Below are 15,838 nucleotides of genomic sequence, written 5' to 3'. Positions count from 1 at the left end.
AAGAAATCAATCGCTAATCTAGACAGATATTTGATAGTAAAACCATAAAAAAAGCAATGATTAGATTTTAAATCTAGTCATTGCTTTATCCATCACATCTTGATTACACCTATATATCTTATTGTTACTTTTTCACTTGAATGATTGAATATATCCATTAATAATGGCTATATTCTTTGTTGGCACGTACATATATAAAACTAATGTTTTTTAATTGATAAAGTGAAACTTTAATTAGTCCTCACCAATCGGGCTTTTACGGACAGCCCGATTGGTGGGATAAATAAAAATTAAAAAATATAAATTCTAGTTTCATATCTTTATACTTACTAAGTTCAATTAATTTCTCAATAATTATGGTGCCATTTCCTATATATTTCCGTCTGCCGCTTAGATTTTTCTGTACTATAAATGCCAACACCTCCTAGTAACCGGTTTCTACGATGGTTAAGAAATTTCTACAAAAAAAAGCCCTGATTAGGGCTTTTTTTTCTATTTCTCCAGCAAAGCTCTCTATGAAATTGCTAATCAAAAAAGACACACTTAGATTGATGCGTCTTTTTGTGATGCCTCTTTTGTGAAATCATATAAAGCAATTGCGCTTAAAAGGACAAGTATACCTTGAGGAACATCTAGCAAAATAGTTTTCCAAATTTCTGGAATTATCCATTTGATATCTGCTGCTGTTTCAAGATATGTTTGGAAATAGCTTATTGTAAAATTAATTATCCCTAAAAACACAAACAAAGATAAACCAAATCGAATTAATTTCTTATTTGTAAACATATAACACCTCTCAAAATTCATTGGATATTCCTGCTTTTGCTTCTTTATATTTCCATATCCCTATATTTAATTTTAACACATAAAGAACTCAAAAAGATACAATATGCATATTTGCATATTGTATGAACAGCATTCCATGATGATTTAGAAATTCCCGTAAAGAAAAAGTAAATCCGTTACAATTAACAGAGCCGGTTTCTTTTCTTATTTAACTTCATACCACCAATCTTTACGTTCTTTGATTGTAAAATAAGTGTGACAGAATTTTATCCAGTTAATTCGTAGACAATTAAATGAGCTAACTTATCGATATTCTATTTCGCCATATCCGTAGCACTAATGACTTTACGCAAATTTAACAAGAAAAAATATATAGATAGGTATGATCCATACCTATCTATAACATTACTTCTATTCTTTATCCAATTACGTCTTTTACGTCTGTATCCACTGGCCACTTTTCTAATGTATAAGCCATTTCCCAAAATGAATATTCATATTGACTGCTAATAATAAAATGCTGTTTCATACGCTTGCGGTCTGCCTCTGTTACTTTTTCAGCGATAGTATCTAAACGTGTAATTTGTTCTTCAACTAGCGTACGGAACCAATCAGATCCATAAGCAGAAATCCATTCGTTATAAATTGGCTCTTCCGGCTGACACTCTTTTAAGCGTTCGCCAATTTCATAATACAACCAATAACAAGGTAAAATTGCTGCAATGATATCTCCTAAATGTCCTTCATACGCAGCACGATACATATGTGAAGTATACGCATATGCAGTTGGCGCAGGAATAAAATTATCTTTTTCTTCTTTTGTTATCCCTAGCTTTTTAGCAAAATTCTCATGTAAAGATAACTCGGCCTCATATGTATTTTGAGCATGGTGTGCCATACGAGCTGTCGTCTCTAATTCAAGAGCTTTTGCAGCTCCTAAAGTTTGCACTCTAGCAAAATGACTCAAATAATATGAATCTTGAAGCACATAATAGCGAAAACTAGCTAAATCTAACGTTCCTTCACCAAGTTTTTTTACAAAGGGATGGTTAAAACTCGCTTCCCAAATTGAATCTACTTCTTTACGTAATGATTGTGAAAAAGTCATTTAAATCCCTCCAATAATGTATAAAATATAAGTATTTATCCACAATTATTAAAGCTGTAAAATAAAAAAACTTTCTTTACAGGCGTAAAGAAAGTGAAATTGACAGTATTTATTTACTCATTAAATAGCAACGTCTTTCCCACTTCCCTACGCTGGCATTAACCAGATCAGGTACTAAGAGTCTCAAAATCACATTTGATCTCAGCCTATAAAAGGCCCCCCTAGTGGATAAATATTTTATTTTTATAATGTATTCATCATAGCATACTTCGTGAAACTGTCAAAAGAATTAGTTATATAATTCCCTTAAAATCCTTCTTCTTTTCTAACTTTTAATGATGTTTCAATAATCATATCTAATAGTTTGCTATAACTAATTCCCGCTGCTTCTGCACTTTTTGGCAATAAACTTGATTGTGTCATCCCTGGTAATGTATTAATTTCCATTACATATGGAATTCCGTCCTTCACCATCATATCAACTCTTGCATAAACACTACATTTTAATGCTTTATAACAAGCAAGTGACGCTTTATTTACACGTTCCTTAATTTCTGCTGGAAGTTCGATAACTTCCTCAACTGTACTAGTATCATCATACTTTGCATTGTAGTCAAAAAACTCGGCTGCATGTCGAATTGAAACTATAGGTAACTCTTTTCCATCCAGAATTGAACATGTAATTTCATCACCTTTTATATACTTCTCAATTACTACTTCAGAATCCCATTCGAATACAGTTTCTAGCATTGAGATCAATTCATTTTTATTGTAAACGATTTTCACCCCGACACTTGATCCGCCAGAGTTTGGTTTTACTACTAATGGAAATCCTAACTTATCTAACTCATCAAGCTTTAGATCCTCCATTTTTGTAAGTTCAATCCAATCTGGTGTTTCTACACCTTCATAACGTAAAATCTTTTTCGAAATATTTTTATCCATACATATACTGCTAGATAACATATTACTTCCGCTATAAGGAATCCCTAAACTCTCCAGTGTTCCTTGAACTGTCCCATCTTCTCCGTATTTTCCGTGTAATGCGAGCAACGCAAAGTCAATGTCTTTCGCTTTTTCAATTAAATCCATTTTTTCATTTAATGTAATTGGAACTATTTCATATTTATTTTTATCTAAATGAGCAATCATTTCATTCCCCGTCATAATTGAAACTTGTTTTTCAGACGATACCCCGCCCATAATAACACCGATTTTCATTTTCTCAACTCCAAATTTCATTTTTTAATGTATCACCAATTATTTTAATTCCCCGAACTATTTCTTCTTCTTTCAAGCGCGAAAATCCTAATCGGAAAGTGTTCGCTCCTTCTCCATCAGAGTAAAAAACATCTCCAGGTGAAAACGTAACGCCTTTCTCATAACACTTTTGTAAAAGTGTGCGGGCGTTCATATGCTCTTCTAGCTCTATAAATAAATGAAGTCCACCATCTCCAGTCATTCTTTTAAAAGGAATGTACTGGTTACATGTCCCGACAGCTAACTCATATTTTTTCTTATAAACAGATCTTGCCTTTTTTAAATATTTTTCAAAATATCCCTCATGTAAATATTGAAACAGAACAGCTTGATCTAGCGTAGATGTGTGAATCGTTCTTGCTCTTTTTACGCTTTCTAAATAATGAATCAGCTCTTTATCTGCAATAATCCAGCCTACACGTAAACCAGGGAAAAGTACCTTTGAAAAGCTACTAATATAAATCACATTATTGCCAGCTCCAGCAAAAGTTAATAATGGAGCTAAATGTGAACCTGAATAACGTAGTTCTTCATTAAATCCGTCCTCTATAATAGGAACGTTGTATTTTGAGAATAACCTCATCAATTCCGTTCTTTTCTCTGAACTCGTAACAATACCGGTTGGATTATGATAAGAAGGAATTAAATAAGCAAAATCAAAATCTTTTTCACGCAAACTTTTTTCAACTTCATTCGTATCAATACCATCCTCATGCATATCAATCCCATGAACTTCAAGTCCATGTAAACGGAAAAGCTTAAGTGCAGCGTGGTGAGTTGGATTCTCACAAATGACACGACCGGATTTTTTTGATAAAGAAGAGAGTACAATATCCAATCCTTCTGTAAATCCATTTGTAATTAGAATATCTTTATTTGAAATGTCTACACCTTTCATTTCCATGTAATGAAGTAAATAATTCATTAACGGTCTATATCCCTTTGCATATCCGTAGTTCAATACGATGTCCCCTTCAATGGACATACGAGTAAGAAAAGCTCTTTTGAAATTTTCAACATCAAATAGCTTCTCATCCGGGGCTATACTATTAAAAACAATCATTCCCTTTTCCCAACGAACACCATGTTTCATTAAATCTAATTCATCCGCTAATGCGGTCACTGTATTAAGTTTATTTTTCCAATCTATTTCAACAGACGAATTGTTAGATATATCCACCTTCGCAACAAAGTTCCCTTTTCCTTTAACTGCATAAATGAGTCCTTCTTGCTCTAAATCTGCATAAGCAGCGAGTACAGTGTTTCTACTCACACTTAGTAATTCACTTAGTTCCCTTGTTGATGGGATTTTTTGATCCCCGAGCAAATGCCCTTTCATAATCATCTTCTTCAAATAATCTTTCAATTGAATATAAACGGGACGATCTTTAACAACTTTAAAATCCTTAAACAATTCCTTACCCCCTGCAATCATTTTTGCATATTTATTTCATTCTCAAAAGGTCCACGACATATGTATTTTTTATAAAGGGCGGTACGGTCTTACAAATCTTTTCGATATAAGTTAATTACATCTTTTAAAGCTGCAGCTGCAGCGCCTCGTGGATTAGAAGCCCCACCAATTGTAGTAACTTGTCCCATCGTATCTGTAAAAAACGTAATTCCTTTTTCGGTCCCATTTACTTTTGCTAACGGATGATCTTTTTCTATTTCGCACGGTTCAACATTTAAATTGACATTGCCACCCTCATCCTTATATGTTGATGCTATTAATTTAATAATTTTATGTTGTTCCTTAGCATTTCTAATTTGTTGTTTTGTAACGTGCTCGATTCCTTTTATATGTATATCAGTAAGTGTTTTCTCTGTTCCCATTAAGCTATTTGCCAAAAGTAACAATTTACACGCACTATCTGAGCCACTTATATCTAATATAGGGTTTGTCTCAGCAATTCCTTTATCTTGTGCTTCTTTCAGTGCTTCTTCAAATGTCATATCTTCCTCATACATTTTCGTAAGAATATAATTAGTTGTTCCATTTAATATTCCTTCTATTTTTTCAATACTGCAACCGGCTAAACTAAATTGTCCGATATCTAGGGTCGGTAGTGCAGCGGCTGTTGCACCGCTATATCGAATTCGTACATTTGCGCCTCTTGCTGCTTCATTTATTTCTCTCCAGTTTGTAACGAGCGCCCCTTTAGAAATTGCTACTATATCCATCTGTTTCTCCATCGCTTGTTTCATATATTGTTTCCCTGGATTTCCATCTTTAAGATTTGTAACTGTTGATTCTACCAATACAGTACCACTTATGCTAGTTGTGGCACGTTCCTTCGGATGATACTCTAAATATTTTTCAATTGCAGCGGTACCACCACCATACATCAATAAATGATGAAGTGATAAGCCGTCTTCATTATGTATTGCAATATTTCTCCCTAATACGCCACTTACAACTAATTGAATCCCATATGTTTCATATATATATGAATATTTTTCATTTAATAATTTTATAAACTCTCTGCCTACTGTTCCGTATCCTGATAATACAACTTGAATTTTCATAATATCCCCCCATATTTTTCTACCAAATCCCTCTTTCAATATAATATAAAGCGCTCTCGAATTCCATCGAGAGCGCTTTATTATTACCTATTTCGGTAAACGTGATAGCTTTTCAGCAATTGTTCTATAAAACTCTTGAATGCTAGAAAAACCTAACGAGTCTGAAACACTTAATCCTACCATATCGAGATGATCCCAATTCGCTTTCGTTTCGATATGATTCCATTTTCCAACCTGTAATGACTCATTATTATTTACAGCAACATTAGAAGTTGGTGCGATCATAGAATTTGTATTTACTACACCATCATTTTGCCACCAAGAAGTATCAACTAACGGACGGTTTTCTTCATATCTCGCATAAGAACCTAAGAAAAATGCATTCCCCATCAACACTTTATTCATCGTAATATACGGTAAATGTAAACCTGTTATAGGTGCTGCTTGTGATGCATGTCCACTATAAGATAAGTAATACACATCCGGTTGCGTCTTTACCCAATTATTTAACTCCTTTGCACCATCTGTACTTAAATCCCATTGACTTATATCTTTTGTATTTTTCCAAAGTGAACTATTTAGAATACGATTACTATATTGGAAAAAGGACTCTCCAGCATTTTTCTTTATACCCCATTGATCCAATTTAAAATCATATAATGATAAATTATTGTTTCCTCCAAAGCTTGCAGCTGTAATGAGTAAATCTTTAACGAACGGCAGTAGAAGACTACCATCCGCAAGTGTTGTACCGTTGTGAGGGGTTGCTAATGTTGTAACACTATGAACATATGATTTTCCGCCTTCAAATAGTGGTGATATTTTGGTGTCTGGGTCATTTTTCACATAATTCTTTTCTTCAAAACTACCTTCTTTTAATAGCTGTACTAATGTTCTAATCGTTTGTCCACCCATGCTATGTCCAACTAAATGAACTTTATTTGTTTCACTCCAATTCGGCGCAAAACCACTATAAGTTCTGCCAAAACGATTATGTCCATGTTTCTCAGCATGTACTGCACCATAGTCTACTGTCCCACCGCTAATTTGTGCATACAATTCACATGCACGATCCCAGTTACTAGAAACAGGTCCAACAGCTGCGGTATGTACCGTATAACCATTGCGTTTCAAATCTTCCTGTATATCATGAACACCACCCCAATATTTTACGCCAAGCATTTCTTCTCTACCCCATCCAGCAAATCCATTCACCAATATGATAGGATAATTATTTTGTTGCCTCTCTTCAGCGTATGATATTTTTGCTGCGAATGAACATACGGTCACTAATGCGAAAAAACATATTTTTAAAAATAACTTCCCCATACTTCCTCCCCCTAATAAAACGTTTACATGTTTCTTTTTTAAAAAATAACAGAATACTTTAACAACTTAAACATAATGTAAAGTATTTTATATACGTTGTATATATAGAAAACATATACAAATGTTGATAAATATTAATTCAAGTAAATATTTACTTTTTACAATACAACTTGTAAATCTATTTATTTGGATTTATAATTAGATATAGTTTCCTCATGTTAAAAAGATTTAAAAACCATAAGAAAACTAATCTCATTGCTTGAAAAGGAGGAAAAAGCATGCAAATCGGATCAAATATTCATACATTATCTCAACCTACTAAAATAACTCCATCTACTCTTGAGCATAATACTATCTCTTCTACTAAACTTGAAAGTACGAAAGTAAATGATCCTATCAAGTTTGATATTCGTTCATCTGAAAAAGAAATGAAACAGCCTGAGCATAAATTTAATGAATTAGATTTATGGAAGATGTTAAAGGATAAAGGTGTTCCTTTATGGATTATCCTTGAAATGCTACAAAAGGCTCGTAAAGAAAAAGAATCCCAAAATAATTCAGTTCAAAATTCAAATGGGATTGAGGAAACAAACGAGACTCGATTAAATGAAGTAATGTAAAGCATAATAATTGATTTGTCTATAAACTAAAAAGAGTTCGAAGCTGATGAAATTTTTATCAACTCCGAACTCTTTTTTAAGGTTTTTCGCCAATCGTTACAAATTGAAAAGATACTTCTCCTTCCAAACCTTTAATTAACTTTTTTACTTTGACATTTTCATTAACCAATGTATTATCTGTCGACATTTTAGGTTTTTCGTCACCTAGTGATTTTTTCAAATGAAGAAGATGCATTTTCATTTCATTTGCCTTTATTTCTTTATAAACACTATTTTTTGCTACAATTATATACCATTCCGTTGAATATTTACGATTGTTACCTATCCAAGCATCACTATCGTATGTAACAGGAATCTCTTCCTCTCCTATTTTAATACTTTTCATAGTCTTATTGTCTTCACTTGTAAATATTAGCGCCCCTTCTTTTGGGAATTTCGGTAACGTATCTATAATATAATTGGAGCCATTATCTTGTTTTCGAAAAAGTTTTTCTTTAATCAATGCTTGTGCTGTAGATTCATTTAAAATTAAGACATTTCCATTTCCAACTTCCCCTTTTTTCACAGAAAACACTTCATTTTCTTCCGTAATTTCCTGATAACGATTAATAATTGGTGAAATATTATTTTCATCTCCAATTATTAATACACCGTTTGCAGGAAATGGATTCTCCTTTTTAGAACATGCACTAAAACTTATTAATAGTAGTATCGTTAACATAAAAATAGTTAAAGTTCTTTTCATCTCGTTTCCTTTCATCATACAGTTCATTTTTCTACATACTTTATTGTAGTCTTACAAGCTAATAAATTCTATTGCTCCATAACCTTATAAAGCTTTTGCAGATAACGCCAACGGGTTATAAAGAAATATAAAACTTGTATACATATAAATGAAATTAAAATAACGATAGAGCTATTTATGATAGAAAAATCGACTAATTGCTGTAATGCTATATAAGCGACTACAGTATGAATCACTGCAACGACAATTGGTAAAAAGAACATTAATAATAACTGTCTCGTTACAACTTTTTTTAACTCACCTTTACTTAATCCCATTTTCGAAATCATTTTATATTGCTGCTGATCGCGATCCAAATCTGTATATAATCGGAAATAAATAAAACTAGCAGCGAATGTAAAGAAGACGATTCCGACTAAAATACTTACCATAAGTAATAAACCATTCTTTTGCTTTGCTTCCAACAAGTTTAATGTTAAAGCTTCAAAGTAGAAATCTCTGTCCCTAAGATCTTTATCGAATATACTCTTTAATTGATTGGAAATCTCTTTCGTTTTTATCCAATCATCTACAACAAATCCGTAAGTACGATATGGAATTTCTTTATTAACTGGGTCACTAGTAAGAGGCATTCCATCATATACCTGATCTTGAACAGCGATATAAATAGTTCTAGAATCGTGTGGTAAAACTAAATTTTCTACAGCTTTTTTCACATGAAATGTCTTTGTCCAGTCACCTTGAATGACTTCTATATTCTTTTTATACTCGCCATTTTTAAATTCTTGTTTTTGTGATACGACTCCAGGAATTAATAAAATTTCATCTTCTTTTTCAATTGTTTCTTGTTGATAACCTAGTGCTTTAGCAAGATCGTTGTATTCACTTAACTTCATTACATTTACGCCATTTTCTGTGTATATATATGAAGATGAAGCCATTCGATACGGAATATTAGCATCAGAAAGGTGCTTTTTTATAATAGAAAGATTTTTATTCAATACTTTGTCATTTTCAAGACTTCCATACAAAAATGTATACGGATTTGTCATCCTTACCAAATCCCTATTTCCAATTGCGGCTGTTGTACCAATTGCTGTAAATGCAACTGCTGAAACAATAGATACTATAAAAAACATCGTTGCATTATCTTTCATACGGTAAATTAATTCAGAAAATGTTAATATATTTGTTCTCTTTAAAAAGAAAGAGTCCCTCCTTTTAGCAAGGCGCAATATATACACGCTACACTGTGTATATAAAAAGTACGTTCCTATAATTACTAGGAGCACACCTATTCCAAGCGTAATAAAATTGGTACTTGGTATGAAGCGAAATACTGAAAAATATCCATACCCTATACTAATTAAAGAAAGTAGCGATAATAAAACTGAAGATTTCGGTTCAGGTTTTGGCTTTTCCTCTGCTCGAATAAGTTCCACAAGTTCCGTTACTTTTATCATTTTAAATGTAAATAATGAAACAATTAAAAACAAGAAAAGAAATGTGATAACTGTTAATAATACAGCCCGCACTGGTATATAAAAAGGTAAACCATTATTAATCATTAATACACTTGCACTTATCAATAAGACTAGTTTAGAAAATATGAGTCCAATGAAAATCCCTATACAAATTGAACCAAGTCCAATCAACATATTTTCAATTAATAATAATTTCTTAAGCTGTCTCATTGACATACCTTGCATCAATAAAACGCCAAATTCTTTCTTACGCGTTTTTAAAAACGAACTAACTGAATATAAAATGAAGAAAAATGAAAATACAAAAATCAATCCTTGCGAAACTGAAAATCCCAATGTACCAAATGCACTTATTGTTGCACTTGTCGATTTCAACTCACCTTGTAAATCAGGATGAAATAATAAAAGAGCATACGTAAAGAAAATCATAATAGAAAATGCACTACTTAAAAAATGGGCAGCATATGTACGCTTATTACGAAAAATATTATTAAATGCGAACTGACGAAAAGTCATGCCTTTTCCCTCCTAACAAAGAAAGGACATCCATAATCTTTTGATAAAAAGTTTGCCTACTTTCACCACAATAAATTTCGTTATATAGTTGACCATCTTTAATAAAGATTACTCGGCTGCAAAAGCTCGCTGCATACGGATCATGTGTAACTAACATCATCGTTGCTTTTTCTTCTTTATTTAGAGTATCCAGCATCTCCATTACATCATTTGAAGATTTAGAGTCCAAGTTCCCTGTTGGTTCATCTGCAAGTAATAATTGCGGCTTATGAACGATCGCACGAGCGATTGCTGTTCTTTGAGCTTGTCCCCCTGATATTTCAAACGTTCTTTTATTCAATATATCTGTAATATTTAACTTCTCTGCAATCTCTTCCAATCGCTTGTTCATTTCTTGCACGGAAACACCATCTAAAGTCATCGGCAATACGATGTTTTCTTTTACAGTAAGTGTGCTAAGAAGATTAAATGATTGAAAAACAAATCCTAATTGTTTTCTGCGGAATAACGCTAATTCTTCTGATGATAATTGAAAAGGATTTGTGCCATTAATAAATATTTCTCCCGATGATGGAGAATCAATAGTAGATACCATATTTAATAACGTTGTTTTCCCACTACCTGATGGACCCATAATTCCTACAAATTCACCTTCTTGAATTGATAAATCAATATCTACTAATGCTTTATAAGGTACTTTCCCTTTATATACTTTACTAATACTTTTAGCCTGTAAAATTTCCATGTATATTCTCCCTTCATTTCCACTGCTCACTATAAAGTGTAAATGAATTATCTTACAGCTCATATTGATTCACCTTTCATTTACCTTACACGCTTGTAAGATTTCTAAAAAAACTGACAACATAATTATTTCAAACTAAAATTAACGCATAACTATCTTATAATAATTGTATAGTAGTAGGAAATATAATGTATAATAAATCTTTATTATATAAATGAGAAAAGACCGATTGCTATCGGTCTTTTACTACCAAACGTTATATTTTTATCCACTCAGATTTTCTCAATATATAATGATTATATATTTGATTTTCTATCCTCTGTTGGCTCTTATAAATAAACCCGCATTTTTCAATAACTTTATTTGATGCTACATTGTTAATTAAAGCAATTGCGTTAAGGACATTTAAATTTGTTTCTTTAAACAATTAGTCAATTAAACCTTTAGTCGCTTTTGTAGCATGGCCATGATTTTGATATTCATTTGAGATAGCATACATTATCTCTCTGTTTGGTGAAGCGAGTTCTTCTTTCATAGCTGTGCAGCACCATCCAATGAGTTGATTTGTAGCTTTCTTAAATATTCCTAGCTTTAACATATGATTATCTATGTTATTCGTAGTTTTCACTGCATCAAGAAATGCTTTGTTTGCTGGTATTTCATAATCTGCAATCCAATCCACCCTTTGTTCTTTCGTTGATTTCCAGTCTGGTAAAAATTTTGCTATTTCCGGTTGATTTGCTATTTTATAAATACTCTCTGCATCTTTGACAGTAAACTCTTGCAAGTATATATCTCTACAATCTATTTTAAATAACTTAGTGAATCTCTCTTCTCCCATGTTAATCCCCCTTACTTACGTTACAGCTCCTTAATCTGCTTCGTAAGTTCAATAAACCGTTCATCCAGTGCTTTATATTCTTTGTCTTTAGAAGTTAAAAAGCTTAATTTTCCTAATACTTCTTGTCTCTCTGTTTCTAACGTTAAACGTAGCTCTTCAATATCATCTCTTGTTTTAGTAGGTTCTTCTAGCTGCTTTTGTATCGTATTGTTTGAAAACACGAGTTTTGTGTTAGTTGTTTTCTCCAGAAAATATCGATCGTGAGATACAATTACTAATGTTCCGTTATACTCAGCTAATGTATTTTCAAGTTGTTCACGTGAAGGTAGATCCAAGTGATTCGTCGGTTCGTCTAAAATGAGTACATCTTTTTCATCTAAAATATAAGCCATTAGCTTACACTTTACTCTTTCTCCCATACTCATATGCTCAATCGGCTCTTTCCATTGAGACGCTTGGAATCCTAAATGTTTCATTAAATTTTGGACTTTTCCTCTTTCTTCAAACGTCTCTTTAAAAAATAAATTTTCTGGTGTTTTATCAAGCGGTAAATCAAAAACTTCTTGTGTTAAATAGCCGATGTTTGCTGAAGGTGAAATCCATATTTCTCCTTCAGCAGTTTCCGTTCCCATAATCATCTTCAGTAATGTTGTTTTCCCACTACCGTTTGGTCCAACAATCGCAACTTTCTCACCGTGCTGAATTGTAAAATTAACGTTTTCAAATAATACTTTCCCATGAAAGTCTTTTTTTAATTGCTTTACTTCTAAAAAGCGTTTTCCTACTTTTTTGTTCGCTTGAATAGAAAACTCAACTGAATACTCTTCTTTCACACGTTCTACTTTCGTTTTCTCCAGCTCTTTTTCGAGTCGTTTTCGTTTTGACTTCACTTGTGCATCCATTCGCTTCGCTTTTACACGATAGAATTCTTTCACACCTTCTTGTTTTGTAGACTGCGCGTGTGCCTTTTGTGACCATGAACTCAATTCTTTTATATGTGTTTCTACTTGTTCTATCTTTTTTTGCTGCTTTTCATATTCACGCTGCTGCGACTTCCTTCCTTGCTCACGTGCTTTCATGTAGCTCGTATAATTACCACTATGCTCAATTAATTTTTTGTCCTCAATTGACCATATTTTTGTTGCGACAACATCTAAAAAATATCGATCATGCGATACAACGATAACTGTACCTTTCATGTTTTTTATTTGTTTAATGAGAAATCCCGTACTGATCTCATCTAAATGATTTGTCGGTTCGTCTAATATTAAGACATTAGGATTTTCAGCAAATCCTTTTGCTAATCGAATTTTCAGCTTTTCACCACCACTTAAAGTATGAAAATCGTTCGTTGGCACACCCCATTTCGCAAGAAGTTCTGCTTCTTTTGCAATTACATCATTACTAATAAAAGATTCTATTTCTTGCTCAACATATACGGTTGTCATATTCATTTGCTGCCATTCAACAATCCCTTTTGAAGGCTCAATCTTTCCATTTATTAATTGAAGTAACGTTGATTTACCAGCACCGTTTTTACCAATTAGTCCGATAACATCCCCTTGTTTTACTGTCACATTCATTTTCTCTAACAACATATTTTCTTTTATTTCAACATAAACATCATTTAATTTTAATAGTTCTTTCATAATACCGATCCCTTTCATTAAGGGAGAATAAAAAAATCCTCCCAAATAAATTTGGCAGGATTAGTCGTTAAAATATTTACACCCAAATAAGCTATTACGTAACATAAATAGCAATACCGTTCTATGGAAATTGGGCAGACTAATCCTATTTTTTAGAAATTGAAATTTATTGAATTTCAACATTTAAAAATAAGATTAGTTAATCATCGTCCACCCATCATTCCTTTCCGTCATTAGTAACCATATTGTACCATGATAATACTGTATGCGTAAATATTATTATTTGTACTACAAAAACCATTATTTTTCATTTCTACAATTTCATGTGCTCGTATCTTTAATTTTTACTAATTTGTATCGTTTATTCATATGAAAACTTTAAAAAAAATACAAAACAAGGCTAAAAAACTTATCTCCAAAGTTCTTTAGCCTTGATCAATTTTTACACATTAAAAAATATTACTCGTACTGCCGTACCTTTATCAACTTCTGAATGAATCTCTACACTATGACCTAATTGTTTTGTAATTTCATATACAAGATATAGCCCCATTCCTGTTGATTCTTTAAAACCTCTACCGTTTTCTCCTGTAAAGAAAGGTTTGAAGACTCTTGGTAAATCTTGCTTCGGTATACCTACGCCATTATCAGCAATTTCAAGTATGACGGTATTACCTTCCTTACAAGCTTTCACTTTAATCTTTTCTCTACTTCCTGATGAATATTTAATCGCATTCGATAGTATTTGCCCAATTAAAAATTGTAACCATTTCACATCACTTTCTACAGTAATGCCTTTATCAATTTCAAGCTCTGGATATACAAAATTCCGGATAAAGAACCGTTTATGCTCATGTACCGAATCATTCACTATTTTATGTAGTTGTACTCTTTCTACATAAAAATCTTGTGTAAATGCTTCTAAACGTGCGACATACAGAGCCATTTCTAATCCCTTTTTTAATCGATCAGTTTCCTCATTTATACTTTCAAAACGTGAATCTACTTCATCCTGTGTAATTAATTCTATTACAGATAAAGGTGTTTTCATTTGATGGATCCACTGATTCATAAAGGTTAAATGGTCATTATTTTTTCTCTCTTGCATTTGCAGCTGATTTTGATAATGTCGATATTGCACCTCAAGTAGTTCTTGAAGAGCAGCCGATACAGCTGCAAAATCAGATTTTTGAACAGATTCATCCAAAGATTGCATCGGGTTTGCTAAGCGCTCATAAAAAGAACGATGTGTAAAATAACGAAACACTAAATAACTTCCCATAAAGAAAACCCCTAGAAACATTGCATATAACGCCGTTGTAATGTGATTATGCCCATCAAACCAATATACGAGAAATATAGCTAGTAGTTGAATTATAGTAAAGCAAATAAGTGGTATATGATCACGTATAAACAACCTTATCATTTTTCTATACCAGTATCCCAAGTAATATGCAATCTATATCCAACACTACGAATCGTTTCAATCGCACCTTCTATATGTAACGTTTGTAACTTTTTACGCACACGTGTTGTATTTACACTTAATGTATTATCATCAACATAAGATTCGCTATCCCATAATTTATTTAACAACACTTCCCTACTCACAACACGCGGATAATTTTTCATTAATGTCTCTAATAAAATAGCTTCGTTTCTCGTTATATCAATCTCTTCGTTTCTAAGTTTCAATACAAGTCTTTCAGGATATAAACAAAGGCCTTGTTGCTCAATCATTCGCTCTTCTAGTTTCGGTGCATAATCTCCATATGCACGTCTTAAATGACTACGAATTTTCGCCACTACAACTTCATAATGAAAAGGCTTCGGAATAAAATCATCGCCACCGTTTTCTAACGCCATAACTTGATCCATCGTACCTTCACGAGCCGAAATGAATAGTATCGGACATGTAGAAACACCACGAATTTGACGACACCAAAAGTAACCATCAAAACTCGGTAAATTAATATCTAATAAAACTAACTCTGGTTGTTCATCTAAAAAAATGTCTAATACATTTTGAAAGTCCGATACAATAACTCCTTGATAACCATATTTCGCAACATATGTTGATAATAGTTCTGCAATTTTCATATCGTCTTCTACAATCATAATTTTGACCATTATTGAACTCCTTTTTAATGCACAATCTCAAATATACTTATATAAAATAAATACTACCTCTTTTCACAAAATCCGTAAATTAAAAAAAGGATGCTT

The 15,838-nt window shown here is 32.5% G+C and carries 13 protein-coding genes, 2 pseudogenes and 1 riboswitch; of the genes and pseudogenes, 1 reads left to right on the top strand and 14 read right to left on the bottom strand.

The window, feature by feature from the left end:
• Positions 1–60: 60 nt before the first annotated feature.
• The 7 genes and pseudogenes from BAQ53_RS12260 to BAQ53_RS12230 form a co-directional block, all read right to left on the bottom strand.
• Positions 61–192 (bottom strand): annotated as a pseudogene (locus BAQ53_RS12260) (site-specific integrase); the annotation flags it as partial.
• A gap of 351 nt (positions 193–543) precedes the next feature.
• Positions 544–807, bottom strand: coding sequence for a DUF3937 family protein (locus BAQ53_RS12255; RefSeq protein WP_208906891.1), 264 nt, complete (start codon positions 805–807; stop codon positions 544–546).
• Between the two features lie 397 nt (positions 808–1,204).
• Positions 1,205–1,894, bottom strand: coding sequence for a thiaminase II (gene tenA / locus BAQ53_RS12250; protein WP_000144509.1), 690 nt, complete (start codon positions 1,892–1,894; stop codon positions 1,205–1,207).
• 127 nt (positions 1,895–2,021) lie between these two features.
• Positions 2,022–2,127: riboswitch (TPP riboswitch) on the bottom strand.
• A gap of 73 nt (positions 2,128–2,200) precedes the next feature.
• The gene (locus BAQ53_RS12245; RefSeq protein ID WP_208906948.1) at positions 2,201–3,115 is read right to left on the bottom strand and encodes a D-alanine--D-alanine ligase; all 915 of its coding nucleotides are present in this window, start codon (positions 3,113–3,115) and stop codon (positions 2,201–2,203) included.
• Between the two features lie 4 nt (positions 3,116–3,119).
• Entirely contained in the window at positions 3,120–4,568 is a 1,449-nt protein-coding gene (pdxR, locus tag BAQ53_RS12240; RefSeq protein WP_208906890.1) for a MocR-like pyridoxine biosynthesis transcription factor PdxR, read from the bottom strand.
• 89 nt (positions 4,569–4,657) lie between these two features.
• Entirely contained in the window at positions 4,658–5,683 is a 1,026-nt protein-coding gene (locus tag BAQ53_RS12235) for a homoserine dehydrogenase (RefSeq protein WP_016098567.1), read from the bottom strand.
• A gap of 87 nt (positions 5,684–5,770) precedes the next feature.
• Positions 5,771–7,012 carry an esterase/lipase family protein gene (locus BAQ53_RS12230; RefSeq protein WP_208906889.1) on the bottom strand — a complete coding sequence of 414 codons (1,242 nt, stop codon included), beginning with the start codon at positions 7,010–7,012 and terminating at the stop codon, positions 5,771–5,773.
• 278 nt (positions 7,013–7,290) lie between these two features.
• Here BAQ53_RS12230 and BAQ53_RS12225 point away from each other — a divergent pair, with 278 nt between their 5' ends.
• On the top strand, positions 7,291–7,632 hold the full coding sequence (locus BAQ53_RS12225; RefSeq protein ID WP_208906888.1) for a DUF3914 domain-containing protein: 342 nt from the start codon (positions 7,291–7,293) through the stop codon (positions 7,630–7,632).
• Between the two features lie 76 nt (positions 7,633–7,708).
• Here the strand turns inward: BAQ53_RS12225 and BAQ53_RS12220 are convergent, their stop codons facing one another.
• The 7 genes and pseudogenes from BAQ53_RS12220 to BAQ53_RS12190 form a co-directional block, all read right to left on the bottom strand.
• Positions 7,709–8,395: a lipoprotein BA_5634 family protein gene (locus BAQ53_RS12220; protein WP_208906887.1), complete on the bottom strand. Its 687-nt coding sequence runs from the start codon at positions 8,393–8,395 to the stop codon at positions 7,709–7,711.
• 50 nt (positions 8,396–8,445) lie between these two features.
• Positions 8,446–10,377, bottom strand: a complete 1,932-nt coding sequence (locus BAQ53_RS12215) for an ABC transporter permease (RefSeq protein WP_000144157.1) — start codon at positions 10,375–10,377, stop codon at positions 8,446–8,448.
• Complete coding sequence (locus tag BAQ53_RS12210) at positions 10,352–11,122, bottom strand: ABC transporter ATP-binding protein (RefSeq protein ID WP_000404440.1); 771 nt, start codon at positions 11,120–11,122, stop codon at positions 10,352–10,354. The genes BAQ53_RS12215 and BAQ53_RS12210 overlap by 26 nt, the downstream gene beginning before the upstream one ends.
• A gap of 256 nt (positions 11,123–11,378) precedes the next feature.
• Positions 11,379–11,963, bottom strand: a pseudogene (locus BAQ53_RS12205) (GNAT family N-acetyltransferase).
• A 20-nt stretch (positions 11,964–11,983) separates the two neighbouring features.
• Positions 11,984–13,612, bottom strand: coding sequence for a ribosomal protection-like ABC-F family protein (gene abc-f / locus BAQ53_RS12200; RefSeq protein WP_208906886.1), 1,629 nt, complete (start codon positions 13,610–13,612; stop codon positions 11,984–11,986).
• Positions 13,613–14,054: 442 nt separating this feature from the next.
• Positions 14,055–15,038, bottom strand: a complete 984-nt coding sequence (locus tag BAQ53_RS12195) for a sensor histidine kinase (RefSeq protein ID WP_208906885.1) — start codon at positions 15,036–15,038, stop codon at positions 14,055–14,057.
• On the bottom strand, positions 15,035–15,742 hold the full coding sequence (locus BAQ53_RS12190; protein ID WP_000239007.1) for a response regulator transcription factor: 708 nt from the start codon (positions 15,740–15,742) through the stop codon (positions 15,035–15,037). Before BAQ53_RS12190 ends, BAQ53_RS12195 begins: the two co-directional genes overlap by 4 nt.
• Between the last annotated feature and the right edge of the window lie 96 nt (positions 15,743–15,838).

Source organism: Bacillus sp. B25(2016b) (assembly GCF_001679765.1).
Lineage (GTDB): Bacteria > Bacillota > Bacilli > Bacillales > Bacillaceae_G > Bacillus_A > Bacillus_A thuringiensis_K.
Note: the sequence above shows the minus strand (reverse complement) of the source record. Positions and strands in the feature narration are given on the sequence as shown.